7 protein-coding genes are annotated in these 17787 nt (G+C 66.0%); 4 read left to right on the top strand and 3 right to left on the bottom strand.

Going from position 1 to position 17787, the window contains the following annotated elements:
• Positions 1-93: 93 nt before the first annotated feature.
• Entirely contained in the window at positions 94-2658 is a 2565-nt protein-coding gene (locus tag AC07YH_RS04870; RefSeq protein ID WP_494745880.1) for an AAA family ATPase, read from the bottom strand.
• A 451-nt stretch (positions 2659-3109) separates the two neighbouring features.
• Here AC07YH_RS04870 and AC07YH_RS04865 point away from each other — a divergent pair, with 451 nt between their 5' ends.
• Positions 3110-6151 (top strand): PAS domain S-box protein, encoded by a 3042-nt coding sequence (locus AC07YH_RS04865; protein WP_494745879.1) that lies wholly within the window; start codon positions 3110-3112, stop codon positions 6149-6151.
• Between the two features lie 157 nt (positions 6152-6308).
• On the opposite strand, the gene AC07YH_RS04860 is transcribed toward AC07YH_RS04865, so the two are convergent.
• Positions 6309-8213 (bottom strand): UvrD-helicase domain-containing protein, encoded by a 1905-nt coding sequence (locus AC07YH_RS04860; protein WP_494745878.1) that lies wholly within the window; start codon positions 8211-8213, stop codon positions 6309-6311.
• Positions 8213-10195 carry an ATP-dependent nuclease gene (locus tag AC07YH_RS04855; RefSeq protein WP_494745877.1) on the bottom strand — a complete coding sequence of 661 codons (1983 nt, stop codon included), beginning with the start codon at positions 10193-10195 and terminating at the stop codon, positions 8213-8215. The genes AC07YH_RS04860 and AC07YH_RS04855 overlap by 1 nt, the downstream gene beginning before the upstream one ends.
• Positions 10196-10287: 92 nt before the next feature.
• Between AC07YH_RS04855 and AC07YH_RS04850 the strand changes: the two genes are divergently transcribed.
• From AC07YH_RS04850 to AC07YH_RS04840, 3 genes are read left to right on the top strand one after another with little or no spacing between them, the layout of a single operon-like run.
• Positions 10288-11577 carry a pPIWI_RE_Y domain-containing protein gene (locus AC07YH_RS04850; RefSeq protein ID WP_494745876.1) on the top strand — a complete coding sequence of 430 codons (1290 nt, stop codon included), beginning with the start codon at positions 10288-10290 and terminating at the stop codon, positions 11575-11577.
• Positions 11574-15137, top strand: coding sequence for a pPIWI_RE_Z domain-containing protein (locus tag AC07YH_RS04845; protein WP_494745875.1), 3564 nt, complete (start codon positions 11574-11576; stop codon positions 15135-15137). The genes AC07YH_RS04850 and AC07YH_RS04845 overlap by 4 nt, the downstream gene beginning before the upstream one ends.
• Positions 15130-17781, top strand: a complete 2652-nt coding sequence (locus AC07YH_RS04840; protein ID WP_494745874.1) for an RNaseH domain-containing protein — start codon at positions 15130-15132, stop codon at positions 17779-17781. Before AC07YH_RS04845 ends, AC07YH_RS04840 begins: the two co-directional genes overlap by 8 nt.
• The last annotated feature ends 6 nt before the right edge of the window (positions 17782-17787 follow it).

Genomic DNA, 17787 nt, shown 5'->3' with positions numbered 1-17787 from the left:
CGGCTGCCCGAACCAACGGCTGAGACCGCCGTTGGGGGGCGCCCGCCAAGCGCCTTATCGCGCAGTCGCCGCGTTTCGATCGCCACGCGGCGTTCACGCCGCTCCAAGCGCGCGCGCCAAGAAGGGCGCCGTGCGGCTCTCGGCGACGCGCGCGACCACCCCCGGCGGCCCGCTGGCGACAATGTTTCCACCTTCGTCGCCGGCGCCTGGACCGATATCGATCACCCAGTCACTTGCCGCCGCCACGCTCATGTCGTGATCGACGATGATCACCGTGTTGCCCGCCTCCACCAAGGCGTTCAGTTGCTTCAAGAGTCGTTCGACGTCGGTGGGATGCAGCCCCGTCGTCGGCTCGTCCAGCACATAGAGGGCGCCACCGCGCTGCGCGCGCTGAAGCTCGGTGGCCAGCTTGACCCTCTGAGCCTCACCACCTGACAACTCCGTGGCCGGCTGTCCCAACCGAAGATAGTTGAGACCCACTTCGCGAAGGACGGTCAGGGCGCGACGGACCGTCGGCGCGTCCGAGAAGAAGTCCCAGGCGGTTTCGACCGTCATGCCCAGGATGTCGGCGATGGTCTTGTCACGATAACGGATCTCCAGGGTCTTTTCGTTGTAGCGCGCGCCATGACAGGCGGGGCACGGCGCATAGACGCTGGGAAGGAACAGGAGCTCGACCATCACGAAGCCCTCACCTTCACAGTGCGGACAACGGCCCTTGGCGACATTGAACGAGAAGCGGCCCGCGTCGTAGCGGCGGCGCTTGGCTTCCGGCGTCGCGGCGAAGATCGCCCTGACATGGTCGAACAGCCCCGTATAGGTCGCTAGGTTCGAGCGCGGCGTTCGGCCGATGGGCCTCTGATCGACCTGGATCAAGCGTTTGACCGGTCCGAGACCGCCGCCAATCCGTCCCTCGGTCGCAATTGGGGCGTCCCGTTCGAGCGCCGCCTCCGCGTCGATGTCCTCATCAATGGCAGGAGGCGCACCTAACGCCTCGGCGACCAGCTCCACGAGCGCTTGGCTCACCAGGCTGGATTTGCCGGACCCTGATACGCCCGTGACCGTCGTCAAGATGTGGAGCGGAAAGGCGCAGCTGACCTCGCAAAGATTGTTGCGCGTGACATCGGCGAGCCGGAGCCAGTCATCAGCCTCGCGAGGCGAGCGGGCCGCGCCCGCTGGCTTGGCGAACAGGTGGCGCGCCGTCTCCGAGCGCTCGATCTTGGCCAGACCATCCGGCGGCCCGCTGTAGAGGATCTGGCCGCCAAACTCTCCGGCCGCGGGGCCGACATCCACGATCCAGTCGGCATGGCGCACGACGTCCAGTTCATGCTCAACGACGAACAGCGAGTTTCCCACGGCCTTGAGCGCATCCAGGGCCCTCAACAAGGCTTGGGTGTCGACCGGATGCAGACCGGCCGACGGCTCGTCGAGCACGTAGACGACGCCGAACAGATTGGAGACGACCTGTGTCGCCAGTCTTAAGCGCTGCAGCTCCCCCGGCGACAGGGTCGGTGTGCTGCGTTCCAGGGTCAGATAGCCAAGTCCAAGGTCGAGCAGGACCGAGAGGCGCTTGCAAAGGTCTGCGGCGATCCGCTCCACAACCATGACCTTCTCGGGATGATCCTGGCCAAGGGCCTCTAGTCTGTCCGCGCGGCCTTCAGCGTAGGGCGCGAAGATCTCCGAAAAGGCCTTCAGCGGCTGGCGGGACATCTGCGCGATGTCGAGACCTTCGAAGGTCACCGACAGGGACTCTCGGCGCAGCCGCTTGCCCTCGCACAGCGGGCAGTCGCTGCTGACCATGTAGCGCGTGGCGCGCTTCTTCATCATCGCGCTTTGGGTGGTGGCGAAGCTGTGTGTGACGTGGCGCCGGGCGCTGGAGAACGTGCCCATGTAGCTGGGCTCGGTCTTGCGGCGGATCGCGCGCTGGATCTGCTGATGATCCCAGCCGGGATAGACCGGCACGACCGGCTGTTCGTCGGTGAACAGGATCCAGTCGCGAGTTTTCTTCGGCAGGTCGCGCCAGGGCTTGTCGACGTCGACGCCCAAGGTGATCAGGATGTCGCGCAGGTTTTGGCCGCCCCAGGCCGTGGGCCAGGCCGCGACGGCGCGCTCACGGATGGACAGGGAGGGGTCGGGCACCATCGACGCTTCGGTGACCTCGTGGATCCTGCCCAGGCCATGGCATCGCGGACAGGCGCCCTCGGGTGTATTGGTCGAGAACGACTCCGCCTCCAGATGCGGCTGGCTGGCGGGATAGTCGCCGGCGCGCGAGTACAGCATGCGCAGCAGATTGGAGAGCGTCGTGACGCTGCCGACGGACGATCGGGTGGTGGGCGAGCCCCGTTGTTGCTGCAGGGCTACGGCCGGCGGCAAGCCTTCGATCTCGTCGACCTGCGGCACGCTCATCTGATGGAAGAGGCGCCGCGCGTAGGGGGAGACCGATTCCAGGTATCGGCGCTGCGCCTCGGCATAGAGCGTGCTGAAGGCGAGCGACGATTTTCCAGATCCCGAGACACCCGTGAAGACCACCAGAGCATTGCGCGGAATGTCCACATCGACGTTCTTGAGATTGTGCTCTCGAGCGCCCCTCACCCGGACACGATCCGGGACGGCCCCGCCGGACGCGCTCGTGACCCTCGGCCGGGGGGTGGTCGTTGCCATGGCGGCTCCTTCGCGATCACATAACGGCCCAGCCGCGCGGCCGATCCGCTCGACCAGGCGCCTGGCGCCGATGCCGATCTTGCTCCGCGGACAACCCTATTTCGGCGTGACGCGGAACAGTCCGCCGGCGCTGTCGTCCTCGAGCATCCAGAAGCGGAAGTTGGTACGCCTCCAGGATCCGGACATTCAGCTTGGGCCTGGTCGCGGTCGAGACCGCCGCCTGGGCCCTTTTCAGGTTCGCCCAATCTCTCGAGCCGGCGCTCGACCGTGGCCTCCATGTCGCTTTTCCGACAGATCGTTAGAGGCGACCGAACCGATCGGGCGGCTTGGCGTTGAAGTCAGGCGCCGGCCATAAGCTTCACCGCACGCGGCGCCTGGGGATTTGAAAGCAATGCCGTTCGGCGTCGATCTTCGCGAACCCAAACCCTCCTTCCTGGCGGGCGACAGCGAAATGGCCACGCTGATCGCGGTCCACGATTGGGGCGCCACCGCGCTTGGGCCGCTCGACGCCTGGCCCGCTCATCTGAAGACCGTCACCAGCCTGATCCTGCGCTGCCACGTGCCCATCGTCACCCTTTGGGGCGAGGACGGGCTGATGATCTATAATGACGCCTATTCGGTCTTCGCTGGCGGGCGACACCCGCAGCTCCTCGGGTCCAAGGTCCGCGAGGGCTGGGACGAGGTGGCCGAGTTCAACGACAACGTCATGCGCGTGGGCCTGGCCGGCGGCAATCTCAGCTTCCAGGACCAGGAACTGACCCTGAACCGCAGCGGCGCGCCCGAACAGGTCTGGATGGATCTGGACTACTCACCGATCCTCGATGAGGCCGGCCGTCCGGTCGGCGTAATCGCCATCGTCATCGAGACCACCCAGAAAGTCCTGGCGCGCCGCGTGTTGGGCGAGTCTGAGGCGCAGCTGCGGCGCGCCCAGGAGGCCGGCGGCGTGGGCCTGTTCACCATCGACATCCGTCAAAACCAGCTGCGCGGCACACCGGAGTTCTACCGGCTATTTGGTCTGCCCCAGGTCGAGGTCGCCCCGCCAGAGGACATTCAGCGCTTGGTCGCGCCGGAAGATCGCCAGACGATCTCCGACGCGGACCGTCGGGCGAGCGGCCGGGCCGCGCTCGACGTGGAATACCGCATCCATCGCGCCGATGACGGCCGTGAACGGATCATCGCGCGGCGCGGCGAATATGAGCGCGATGCCGACGGCCTGCCCGCTCGGCTCGTCGGCGTGGTGCAGGACGTCACCGAGCGCCGCGCAGAGCAGAGAGCGCTCGAACAAAGCGAGGCGCAGTTTCGGGCCCTAACCCAGGCCTTGCCCAACCAGGTGTGGACGGCGACGCCATCCGGGGGCCTCGACTGGTTCAACGCCCGGGTGCTGGACGACACCGGCTCGACCACCGAGCAATTGCTTGGCAGCGGCTGGTCGCAGCTTGTCCACCCCGAGGACCTGATGGCGACCGCCGAGCGCTGGAGCCGGGCGGTCGCGTCGGGCGAAACCTATGAGGCTGAGTTTCGCATCCGCGACCGAGAGGGCCACTATCGCTGGCATCTGAGCCGCGCGGTGCCGCTGCGCGACGCCGACGAGGCGGTCATCCGCTGGGTGGGGACCAACACCGACATCCACGATCAGAAGCTGGCCGAGGCGCAAAGCACGCGCGATCGTGACCGCATGTGGACGATGTCGCAGGACTTGATGCTGGTCTGCGATTTCGAGGGGATGGTCACCGCGGCCAACCCTTCGGTCACCCGCCTGCTCGGCTGGGACCTGGACGCGTTCATCGGCCAGCCGCTGACCGACTTCATTCATCCGTCGGACCTTGAGACCACGACGGCGGAGTTGGAAAAGCTCTCGACCGGCCGTACGACCCTGGCCTTCGAGAACCGCTACCGCACAAAGTCCGGCGGCTATCGCCTGCTAGAATGGACCGCCGTGCCCGAGGCCGGACGCATCCACGCCGTCGGGCGCGACATCACCAAGGAACGGGCCGCCGCGCGGGACCAGGAGCGGATCTGGACCCTGTCGCCGGTGCTCAAGCTCATCGCCGGCCAGGACGGCGTCATCGCCGCGATCAATCCGGCCTGGACGCATGTGCTGGGCTGGAGCGCTGAAGAGACGCTAGGTCGCACGCTCGGTCACTTCCTGTCGGCGGAGGATCGCGACGCCGGCCAGGCGATCCTGGAGCGCCTCGCGCGTGGAGAGCGGGTGCGCGATGAGCAGATCACCCTGGACGCCCAGGATGGCGAGCGCCGGCACATCGTCTGGACCTTCGCCGGCGAGGGCAACACCGTCTACGGCTTTGGCCGCGACGTCACCGAGCAACGGGCGGTCGAAGAAGCTCTGCGCCAGAGCCAGAAGATGGAGGCGGTGGGCCAGCTGACCGGCGGCATCGCGCACGACTTCAACAATCTGCTGCAGGGCATCACCGGCAGCCTGGACCTCGTTCAAAAACGCATCGCTCAGGGCCGAATGGCCGAGCTGGACCGCTTCGTCACCGGCGCGATGAACTCGGCCAATCGCGCCTCGGCCCTGACCCACCGGCTGCTGGCCTTCTCGCGCCGCCAGCCGCTCGACCCGCGCCCCGTGCGGGCCAATCCGCTGGTCGCCTCGATGGAGGATCTCCTGCGCCGTACATTGGGCGAACGGGTGCATTTGGAACTGGTCTTGGCCGGCGGATTGTGGACGACGCTGTGCGATCCCAACCAGCTGGAGAGCGCTCTGCTCAACCTGGCCATCAACGCTCGCGACGCCATGCCCCACGGCGGCAAACTAACCATCGAAACCTGCAACGCGCACTTGGACAGCCAGTATGCGGCGCGCCAGCGCGAGGTCGCGCCCGGGCAATATGTCTGCATCTGCGTTACCGATACCGGCGTGGGTATGGACGAGGCGACCATCGCGCGGGCCTTCGAGCCGTTCTTCACCACCAAGCCGATCGGTCAGGGCACGGGCCTGGGCCTGTCGATGATCTACGGCTTCGCGCGGCAGTCGGAGGGCTATGCCAAGATCTATAGCGAGGTCGGCAACGGCACGACGTTCAAGCTATATCTGCCGCGCTTCCGCGGACCGACCGAGGAAGACCACGCGCTTCCGGAACTGTCGCAGGACCATCAGGCCCATGCCGGCGAGACAGTGCTGGTCGTGGAGGACGAACCGGTAGTGCGCGGATTGATCGTCGAGGTGCTCAGCGACCTAGGCTATGCGGCGATCGAGGCCGCCGACGGCAACCAGGGCCTGGAGGTCCTGCAATCCAAGCGCCGTATCGACCTGATGATCACCGACATGGGCCTGCCCGGGCTCAACGGGCGGCAGATCGCCGACGCCGGACGTCAGCTGCGCCCTGAACTGCGCGTGCTGTTCATGACCGGATATGCGGAGAACGCGGCCCTGGCCTCGGGCTTCCTGGAGCCCGGCATGGCGATGATCACCAAGCCGTTCGCCATGGAACTCCTGGCCACGCGAGTACGCGAGATCCTCGGCGAAGCCTAGTCCTCCCTGCGCAATCCCCCAACTAGCTATGACAGGCCGATGCGTTGGTCGATGCAGCGCCATCAGCGGACTCTGGTTTCAGTCCAAGAACGCGACGTTGGGTAATGTGGCGCGACTAGGTCGGACGTCGTTGCGCGTGACTAAGGCAAAAGACCAACTAGGTCTTGGTGATGCTAGCGACGCCCGCTGAGGCCAACAGTTGGTAGAGCGGCGCGATCACGGTGCGGTTTGCGCCCGCGTAATGAGTGAAAACCACCCTTTGGCGCGCTCGCGTGAAGGCCACGAAGAAGCCGGCCGTAGCCTCGGCCTCATCGTTTTTGAAGCTCCACCAGGTGGAGTCGTCGAGACCGATGAAAATCACCGTATGGTATTCCAGCCCCTTGCTCTTGTGGATGGTCATCAGGGGCACAGCATGGAGGCCCTCATAGGCGTCGAGCGTAGCCTCCCAACCGCCTCCCCCAGCGGCGCTGGCCGCCAAGTGAGCCGCGGCGGCGGCCAGCAGATCGTCCAGCCAGCTTCCCTGTTGGTAGCGCGCCACCAGGCTCTTCAGCCGGTCGCGATCGAGGAACGCGACAATAGCGGCGAGAAGGGTGGCAGCGTCGGCCTCTATCGTCGGCGGCGTCGGATAGGTTTTGGACAAGCCGACTGCGAAGGTGTCCAGCTCCCGAGCCATGCGCGCTTGACCGCCCTGGTCTTCCGGATCGATCCCGCGCAGCTGTTGGAGCAAATCCAGGCAGCCTGACCAGTATTTGCCCGCGCGTTTGGCTGTCGCCAGCCGGAGGAGGGCCAGAGGCATTCGGGAAGCCTCCTCCGGCAGGAGGTCTTGCAATGAGACACTCTTTGTGCCGACCTTGCCCGCCTCGTTCCGAAGAGCGACACCGGCCATTGCGAACGGCCCGACGAGTTCGTCGTAACGATCTTCGGCCTTTTGACGTACGAGAACGGCTAGGTCCCTGGGCTTTAGGCCACCGGCGAGTTGGCCCGCGATGAAAGCCGCCAGGCCGGCGGCTTCTCGAGTTGCGTTCGGGAAACTCCAGATCTGACAGCAATCGCCGCTGATGGTCGATGCCGTCTTCGAGACCGGCTTCACCGCCTTCTTGTCCAGCGCCTGGGCCAGGATGTGCTGAATATGCACAAGCCCCGGGGACGAGCGGTAGTTGTTGAAAAGCGGCGTGCGGATCGCACCAAAGTCGGCGTCGACCGCGGTGAAGGGGTCGGCCATGGCCAGCGCCCAACGCATGATCTGCTGCTTGTTGTCGCCGACCGCGGTGACCACCGCGTCGCTGTCGAGGAAGATCGCTTTTACCAGGTCATACTGGACTTGGGTGGTGTCCTGGAACTCGTCCATGAACAGGTGCGAATAGGTCAGCCGCAGCGCCCGGCGCAGAACTGGATTGGTGCGGACCAACAGCTCTGCGAGCCGGCCGATCATGCTGAAGGAAAGGCGGCTGCTCTGGCCGCCATGGAGCGCGCTCCTCCAGTATTCGCCCGCAGCCCATCCGCCAGGCGTACGAGCTGTCCAACCCGCCGAACTCAAGCGTCGGCGGATCAGGTGATCGCGCTCAAAATCACCGACCTTCAGCGCCATGATGTCGGCCCGTGTGCCGATCTTGGCAGGCGGCGAGCCTACGGTGCTGAAAAACCCGCTCACCCGCGCCCTGGTCACGTCCAAGACCTCGTAGTCCGGAGTTGGACGCCAGATGACGGGCAAGGTCTGGCCGAAACGGTCCACCAGGCTCTTGGCGAAAGCGTCGAAGGTCTGGGAGTCCAGACGTGCGGCGTGGGTCGGATGGCAACGTGCGCGAACCCGCTCGGAAAGATTTCGGGCGGCGTCGCGCTTGTAGCTGATCGCCAGGATCCGCCGCGGCGCGGGACAGGCGCCGGTCTGCAGCAGGAAGGCGGCGCGTTGCGCGAGAAGTTCGGTCTTGCCAGCGCCGGGGCCGGCGATCACCGAGCGATTGTCGCTCGACTTCGCCACCAAGAGCGCGTTCGCCTCCAGGGCGTCGACGCCCGTCGGGGTCCAGGCGCCCGGCGCAACCAGACTCGCTCGGGCCAGCGTCATCAGCCCTTCCGCACATTCTTGGCCACGTGCTCGAGCAGCCGGCGCAGGACCGGAGGCATGGTGGCCTTGATCGCAGCGCCGTTTAGGCCCGCAAGCGCTTCAAGGTGCGTGGCGGGCTTGCTACGGGTGAGAAAGTGGTAGCGGTAGTTGATGAAGTGCGCTGGATCCAGAGCGTAAGGCCCCGTATAGGCGCCACCTCCGGGCCCTCCGGTCCCCAGCACGGCCCTGGTGGCCTCGTCCAGGGTTGACTTGGGTCCGCCGCCCACGGGCACGACACCCTCGTAGGCAGCCGGATAGGCGCTGAGCAGCGCCAGATCCAGGTCGAGCGGCGCCGAGAAGAACACGCCGTAGGCCTCAATCCAATTGACCCACGAGAGCAGCGTCGCGTGGTCCGCTTCTGGCGTCCATTCGTGCATCCCTTCCACCTCGGCGTCGGTCAGGGTGCCTTTGGTGGTCTTAAGGAGCTCGGCCTTTGGGGCGCCGATCGCGATCAGGTTCTTCAGCGCCGTCTTCACCCGCCCCCAACCGCCGCCGGCCCGCCCCAGGTCTAAGTCGAGCAAGGTAGCGAACGGGATCTCCAATTCGCTAAGCAGCTTCCAGAAGTGCTGTACGTGACGCCCGCCCAAAGGGACAATCGCCACGAAGGACGGGTCGACCAGCAGGTCCAGGGCCTCGGCGAGCTTGGGCAGGGCGACCCGCTCGGAGTCGCCCTCAACCAAGACCACGAAGCGCGCGAAATAGAGCTCGGGAAAGGCCAACAGGGCGCCGCGAACGAACTTGCCTTCGTCCGTGGCGTTGAGCGGCAGCTTGATCGGCTTGATTTTCGAAGTGCGCGTGGCGGGATCCAACCGCACGTAGCGGACCTCGTCAGGCTTCACGCGGCTCAAAACCGCCGGTGAATGACTGGTCAGGACGGCCTGGGCGCCGCCGGCCTCCGCCAGGGATCGGACGGCCGCGACGATGCGAGCCAGATAGAAGGGAGAGAGATGGTTTTCCGGCTCCTCCGTGGCGAAAAGCGTCAAGGCCGGAATGTGCATCTCATCCTGGCGGAAGCCCTTGATCTTGCTGACGGCGACCTTGCGCTCCAGATCGAAGACCGCCGCGGCCAGGGCGAAGTAGAAGAGCGACTGCTGACCGTCACTGAGGGTTTCCAGGCTGCGCTCCTGCCCGTCGGCGCCCTGTTCGAAGATGACGACCAGGCGGCTGACCACGTCCTGGAACCGCCGCGCGACAAGGCTGAGCCGCGGCTTGGTGTCGACCACATCGTCGTGCAGCTTCTCCCAGCGGGCTTGCAGGGCCTCACCGATTGCGGCGATCGCCGCCTCCCCTTCAAAGGTGACGGTGAGCGACTGGGTCGCCTCGGCCACGTCGTCGATGGCCTCCTGCGACCACTCCACCGCCTTGAGCAGGCGCGCGGCCAGGGCGCCGGCCGAGGCGCGCACCTGAGCGGCGGCGTCACGGCTCGCGGGCGTGTAGTAGAGCTGGATGAGGCCCCGGTCCGCCGGACTGACCGGGCTTTTGTCCTCGACCTTCGGCATAGCCTCCAGGCTATCCACCCAATAAAGCGCTTGGGTGACTGCGCCCTCGGCCGTGCCATCATCTTCCCATCGCGCTTCCAGGCGAAGACGACAAATCGGCTGGCCAAGCTCGTCGTCCATGAGAACTCGGCGGAAGACCGGGGCGACCGTCTCCGCCGTCGCGGACCCGGCGACCAGTTCGGGCAGGCTGATGACTACGTCGATCACCAGATCGCGGGCGCTCTTATCCTCTGGCGCGGCCCCGACGGGCATGTGGAAATCGGATTTCACCACGGCTCGCAGCGCACGCGTCACGCCGAACATGCGAGCGAGCGCCATCAGCAGCGCCGTTTTGCCGGACGCATTGGCGCCGACCGTCGCGGTAATTTGGCTGCCCAGCGACACCTTCTGCGACTGAGGGCCAAAGCAACGAAAGCCGCTGATGGTCACGCTCTCAAGGATCAATCCCGCCTCCCGTTGTTCGCTCGAAGCTCACAGGCTTGCCACGAGACACTTGATACACTACAAGCATAACTGTCTCAAGCCCAAGCGAGTCGATGGACATCCCCCTCTCCTTTGCCGAGCGCGCCGAAGCCCTATTCGCCCAAAAGCTCGGCTATGGTCGGCGATGGAAAAGCGCCGCGGCCCAGGAACTAGCGATCGGGCGGGCGACGCTTTACCGCTATCTCGACAATCCATCGGGCGTGCCAGCGGACGTTCTAAATCGTATTGAGGAGCTGGAGGGGCCGCGCGCGCCCATTCACGGCGCACGCGAGATGGTGACCTTGATCGCCGGCGCCGTGGTCGAGATTCAGGCGCGCATCGACGCTGAAGGCTGGCTGCGGGCGCCCTACCCGCCCCTGGTGCGACGGATCTTCGATTTGGGCGCGGCCCGCAACCTCTCCGAAGGCGGCGATATCTGGCCCACAGACCTGCACGGACTAATGCGCCGGGCGCAAGAACCCCTGTTTCACTGGCTTCCCGACGTCAGCTGGGATGCTCAGGGCGACTTTATCGCCGTGCGCCTCGTGGAAGGCGGCGAAGCCAGCACGGCCTGTCGTGTCCTCAGTCTGGCCAATGGCGATCCGGAAACTGAAATCCAAGAAAACCTTGGCTACGAGATGCTGATGGGCATCTGTCGCGATCGCATCGACGGAGAAGCGCTCTACCGGACTTGGCGACGCACCGTCATCGAGAACGTGGTCATGACGAACTGGTCGACCGCCATACTGATGGACCCACTACTGGCCACGCTCGAACGCTCCGATGAGATCGTCGAGGCCTTTTATGATCGGATCCCCGAAAGCTTCGCCATCAACGGACAACTGCCGATCTGCACGGTGAGCGGCGTCATTCTGCGGCGCGAGGGCCGCGCCTTCCACACCGAGTGCCGCCACCCCGAGGCGATCCGCCTGGCGCGCGAAGGTATTCATCGAAACGTTAAACACCGCCCCGGCATGCTTTACCTGAAGCGGGCCTTTCGAACCTTCTGGGCCCTGCCGGGCCTGGCCGAGATCGAGCTGAACCGGCGCCTGCAAGCCCTTGGCTGGAGCACCAGCCTCTGGCCGGAACTGGACAAGGTCGACCTGGTGGCCATCGCGCCCGACGGCGGGCGCCGCCTGGCGATCGACGTGAAGGATTACCTGTCTCCGGCGCGGCTGGCCGCCCGGTTCAGCGGCTTCAAGACCTTCGAACCTAACCACGACTGCTTCCTGGTGATCCCTGACTATATCGCCGAGACGGATCCCCGCTTCGAGGCACGGTTCGAAGCACTTCGCGCGGCTTCGGGTAAACCTCCCGTGGCACTGGCCACCGTTTCCGACCTGATTCAAAGCGTGGCGCCATGAGGACCGATAAGGCTTTTCTTCGAGCCTACCGACCTGCGCTGCGCAGCGCCGATCCGGCCGCGCGCAAGCTCAGCGCCGCCGAAGATAGGATGCTGGGCCTCACTGAGCTTGGCCTCCATTTTCTGGCCCGCCATTGTCCTGGCGAGGACGTATCGGCCCTGCCCTATCTGTTGCTGGGCTATGCCAAGGTGATGGCGCAGGACGCCGACCCCACCTTTTTGCGTGACCTGGCCGCCCTGCGACATCTGGCCAGCCGCTACACGTCGGTATCGGCTTGGCTAGACGCATGCCGTCAGCACACGCAGACCCCGGAAACCCTCCGCTGCTACACAATCGACGACCGAGCTCCGGTCCTGCGCCGCAGCGCATCCGAGGGTTTGCTCGCCGTACTCGACGCGCACTTAGAAGCGCCCGCGCCTTGGATCAGCCGAAGCGTGCAGGCTGCTCTGCCCGGGGAAGGGCTGGTGCGCACGCAGCGTGGCGAGACCTTGCTCGCCTATCAGATCCCTCCAGTGGATCCGGACGCGCCCAGCCCCCCTGAACATGCCCTACCCCGCCGCCGCCGCAACGCCCCGATCACCCTGACCCTGGCGCAGCTGCAGGCCACGGCCGCGCGCGCCGACGCCCGCGAGGCGATGGCCGACTGGCCCGCCACCTTGTCGCCGCTTCGCCTGACCGACCGCCTTTCTAAGCTTCGTTTAGAGGAGCTGAAAGAGGGGTTCTTCGACGGCGACACCCTCACGCTCGATGGCGCGGTCCATGTGCTGGGAATGCTCTCTTCGGGCAAGTCGACCCTGGTTTGGCTCGTGCTGCTGGCCCTTAGCCTGGGTGATGATCCCAAACGCATCGGCGTCCTTGTGACCGACACCATCCAGGGCGCGACTCTGGTCGCGCGCCTGCGCCTGCACGGCGTGGACGCCACCGTGCTGTCGAGCTTCTACAACCGCGACCGCCACCTCAACTCCATCCATTGGCAGCAAGGCCTGTCGGCCTCCGGCTGGTCGGTGGCCGCCGTCGGTGACGTGGCGGAGAATTTCAGCGTCGCCTGCCCGCTCGACGGCTTCCAGCGCGAGCCGGTGGCCGTCCGCGGATCGGGCCAGAGACCAAACTTCCCGGCGTTTAAGGAAAAGCCCTGCCATCGCATCTACCAGCGCCGCCGCGACGCCGAACTGGCCGACGATGCGGCAATCGATGATGACGACGATGTCGGGACCGAGCGCTCCTGCCCGCTCTGGGCCCAATGCCCGGCCCAGGAACAACAGCGCAGCGCCGTCACCGCCCAGGTGATCGCTCTGACGCCGCAAGCCTTCGTCCACATGACGCCGGACAAGTGGACCTCCGCGCGCCACCTCACCCTGCCCGAGCTTTTCCAGCACACACTCGACCTGATGATCGTCGATGAGGTGGATTCGGTTCAAAAGACGCTCGACGACATCTTTGCCCCGCGCTCGCCGATCATGGGCGACGAGCGAGACGTTTATGCGCCGGCGATCAGCGCCAAACTCTCCGAGGCGCTGCGCGAGCGCAGCGGGGTGCAGTTCCGCCGGCAAGTCAACGCACGCTGGCAGGCGAACTTCCACATCTTCTACCGCTTGATCGGTACCCTCTACGCGCTGCTGCAGAACGAACACGCCCATCTGGCCGACTTTTATCGCAACAGCCCCTTCACCGCGGGCGGGATCCTCTACGAGATTTGGCGTCGGCGGCAGGATGTCCGCGGCCTGGCCCGACCCGGCCGCAGTTTCGACGACCCGGAGCTGGAGGAGGACTTCCTCGAAGTCATCAAGGTCGCCGGAGGCATCTCGCGCTTCTCCCAAGCCTCGGCCGTCGCCCGCGAGGAACAGGACGAGGAGCCCCAGGCGCAGGTCCAAGCCTTCCGCGATCCTGCCTTCCAGGCCGCGAGCCAAGCGCTGCAGGACATCGCCCGCGACATGGTCGTCAGCGACTACTACGAGGACCTCGCCGACCGAGTGATGAGCCTGCTCGACGGCCCGCTGGCGGCCTTCGACGCCACCGGCGAGCCAAGCGCCAAGGGCGCGATGAGCCGGCGCGGCAACGCCTTGGCCCTGATCTTGGCAGTGGTTACCGACCTTGTGCTTTCCCACTACCATTGGCTGGTCAAGACCCAGCCCGCCGTCGCCGCCGATCTCGGCATCGACGATGCTCAGTTACTGAGCCAGGCCAACAACCTGATCCGGCATTATCGCACGCTCCTGCCTTCCAATCCGGCGGGGGCGGTGTTTGGCCTGCTGTATGACGAGCCGGCCGAGGATCGCCGCGACCTGATGGGCGGCAAGCTCACCCTGATCAATCACCTCGGGGTGGGCCGCCACCTCCTGACCCACCTGCACGATCTTCTGGCCAGCGAGGGCCAGGCCGGCCCGCACGTGATGATGCTCAGCGGCACTAGCTGGGCTGGCGGCTCACAGCGCCAATTCAATCCACGGACTGGCAAGCCGATGGATTGCGCTTCCCCCAGTTTCGATGTGCAGGTCCCGGCCCAGGGCGTCCTGCTACAGCCCCAGGCGGAACTCGATGCGATCGGCCGGTCGGTTTTCGAGCTGGTGAGCCTGCGCGACGACCAGGGCCGTCAGGTCCGCATCTCCGGCCTGCCGGAGCCGGATCGGCGCGCGACCCTGCGCAAGATCTCCACTCGGTTGGGCAGCCGCCGCGACGCCTTCAACCTCATTGAAGAGACCTGGGCGCGGATGAGCCGCACGTGGGGCGAGGCCCACATCGAAGGCCGCCGCCGCGCTTTGCTGGTGACCAACTCCTACGCCGACGCCGCCATTGTCGCCGACATGCTGCTTGAAACCCTCGAGACCCAGGGTTTCGCCGATTGGCGCGTGTTCGGCCTCACCCGTGACCAGGCCGATGACGCCAGCGCGGCCGACGACCAGGGCCTACGCCGCGCTCGACCGCTTCCTCGATCACTGATCGAACGCTTCGGCGAGGAGCCGGAAAAATCGATCCTGGTCGCCCCGATGCAGGTCGTCGCCCGCGGTCACAACATCCTCAACGGCGACAACCGGGCCGCCATCGCCTCGATCTATTTCCTTCACCGGCCCCATCCGCGCCCCGACGACCTTGCCGCCGTGATCGGCCGACTGAACCGGTTTGGGGTGGAACGTTTCGATCGCGGCATGCTCGAGGACCCCGAACAGCCCGATGAACGCTTGTCCCAGCGCGCCCGGCGGATGCGCTATGCAGCTACTAATATCGTCCGCTACAGCCTCTATTCGCGCAGCGGCTACAGCGGCCTGTCCACCGAATACAAGGCCCAGTTCGCCTGGGACATGCTGACGCCGCTTTGGCAGACCATCGGTCGCGGCATCCGCAACGGCTGTCCTGTGCACATCGGCTTCGTGGACCGCCAATTCGCCCCGCTGTCCTTCGACGGCGAAAAAGATTCCGCCAACAGCAGCGTCCTCGTCCAAGCCCTACGCCAGCTCGATTTGGCGATGGCCTCCTCAGATCCCACCGCGCAAACGCTTGCTCGGCTGCTCTACCAGCCGTTCCGCGACGCGCTTTCCAAGACCAAGGGCCTTGCCTATGGCTGACTATGTCAATTCCCTGGACCTGAACGTCTGGGAAGCCGACCTCACCGCGGCCGACACGCTGACGCTGACACGCTTCCGGCTCTCACCCCAGGCCCAGGAAACCCTGATGGCCTGGTCGCGGGAATCGTCCAAGCGCGCGGCCGACGCACCGGTCAGCCTGCGGCTGGGCGGACTTTCGGAGATCCTGGCTTGGTTCGTTCCGGAACTGGCCTTCCTGCGCCGCAACCATTGGGACACAGCGACCAACAGCCGCCATCTGTCGTTCTTCCTGATGGGCGACCAGACTGCGGATCTAGGCCTGCGTTCGCGCGTCCAGACCGCGCTCACGGTCTGGCTGACCCTGATCTATCCGGACAAGTCCGTGGAAATGCGCCAAGCCATCGCGGCCACGGCGACGGATGCGTCCAGTTGGGCCCTCGTCGAGGTCAACGGTGCCTTGCAACCGCACACCGGCGCCTGCCCGCGCCCCGCCGACGCCATGCTGTTTGACGCCATTGCCGCCCACGCACTCACGTGTCTGGCCGGCGAGACCTTGAACTTCCGCGGCGGCGACTCGCGCCTGCTGGTGGCCAAGGCCGCTCGTTCGGAGGCCTTCAACGGCGTGGAGCTTGTGGCCTTCCCGCCCCGCCATGAAAAGCGCGGCCTTTGGAGCGAGGTCATCACCCTCTACACGCCCACCTATCCGGAGCGCGGCAAGCTGCACATCCTGGCCCGGGCGTCGATCCGCAACTGGGGAAGTGTGGGACGCGCCACCGGTTACGAGGATCCGGATCGCCAGCTCGACGTCTTCATGCCCGCCCTCGAGGGCGCGGGCGGCGGCGCCTACCGGCACACGAGCTTCGATCTTCGGGTCCGCCCCGGGCCGCGCACAGCCGATGGCGAACGCGGCCCCCTCGCCGGAATCTGGGCGCACAAGGACGACCAGAAGATCTTCGAGCTGCTGCGCCGGCTCACGGGCCAAGCCGCCTTGGCGCCCGACGAGCTCGTGGCCCCGGTCATCGACCAGGACGGTCTATGGGTCCTGCCGCGTCTGGGCTCGCGACACGGCGACAAATTCCTGTCTGGTGGGACGGGCATGACCTTCCGTGACCGCCACGACATCGGCGAGTCCCTGGATCGCGTGCTGTCGGGCTCGGGGTTCACCGCCGCAGCGCCGATGTCCCGAGTGAGAAAGTCCGCGCCGCTCACCACGCCGTTCAGTGAAAAGCCGGATGTCGAGGTGTGGGCGGTGCGACGTCGGGCGGTTAGCAAGGCGCTGGAGGCCGTCGACGCCCAGGACCTGCAGTTGCACGTGTTCCAGTGCCTGGACGACGGCCCCGAGCGAGTGGTTGCCGCGCTGGTCAAGGAACTTGGACCGCCGGACGAGCAGACCCCGGACGGCTTGGCCTGGAACGATGGCCTTCGCGTCCGGTTGCGGGTCGACAAGGCAGGGCCGCTTGGGGCGCTGGTCACCTGGCCTGAAGTCGACGCGGCTCAGGCTAAGGGCCTCAACAAGGCCCAGATCCGTAGCGTCCAGGAGCTCAACAAAGCCATGGCCTTCGAGGCGGCGCAGAAAGCCATGGCCGCGCATGCCGCCACCGCTCGAGATGGTGAGCGCTCGGTTGGTTGGGCGGTGCTGGAAATGCCCGAGAGCCTAAAGGGCGAAGAAGGCGACCCCTTCCTCCTCGCCCGCCGCGCCCTGGCCCAGGCAGGCCTGCTGCCGCAGGTCGTGCTGACCTCGACCTCGGAGGTCAGCGAAGACACCCTGGTGTCCAAGTACGGCGCGGCCGTGAGCGACTGCCTACGCATGCTGGGCGTCCTGCCCGTCGAGGACTTCCCGCGAGACCTGCAGCCGGCCGCTCTCACAGTGATCCAGCGCAACGCCGACATCGTCGGCGGCAAGTCGCGCAAGGGCCACGCCTTCCCGCTCGCGGCCCGCACCCACGCCGGGCGCCTTGAATGCGCCGTGCCCGACGAGGCGGGCGTGCCGCAATGGGCGCCCTACGCGGTGACGGTGCTCAAGGTCCTGCGGGGCGAGTACGGCAAGTTCGGCCGCGGCCGCCAAGAGGAGACCGTTCAGAAGTTTGAGACCTTCTTCACCATGGCGCTCGAAGACATCAATCGCGCCGGGCCGGCTCTGTTGATCTGCGAGGGCGAAACCTTGGCGCACAAGTTCAGCGCCTTGGAGAACGGCCAGATGGTCTTCGATCGCCTGACGCTGGCCAACCGGATCCTGACCCCGACGGACCTGCCAAACATCCGGCTTGTGCGGACCAGTCCTGATGCCAAGCGCCAACCCTACTACCACCATGACACCAGCAATACCTGGCCCACAGGCTTCTTCCGCTGGGATGGCGCACAACGAACCTTCTACGCCCTCAAGGCCAAGCCCCCGACCGTCTCGACCGCCCAGCACAACGCCGGCAAGTCTTCACGTCACCTGGGAGCTGAGGAAGCCGCCAAGCCGCTCAAGGCCGGCATTGGCGTGGTCTCCTCTCAGATGGATGAAATCTGCGTCGCCTTCCACCAGGCCGGAGAGGATCCTTCCGACCTTGCGATCCTGGTTCACCGCCTGCGTCGCGCCCACGCCCAGTACGACTTTGACACCGCCCGCCCCTTCCCGCTCCACGAGCTGCGCAAGCTGGGCGGCGGGGTTACGCTTTAGCCCGGA

This window comes from Caulobacter sp. GW456-12-1-14-TSB4, assembly GCF_059424195.1.
This window is presented reverse-complemented; position numbering and strand designations above follow the sequence as displayed.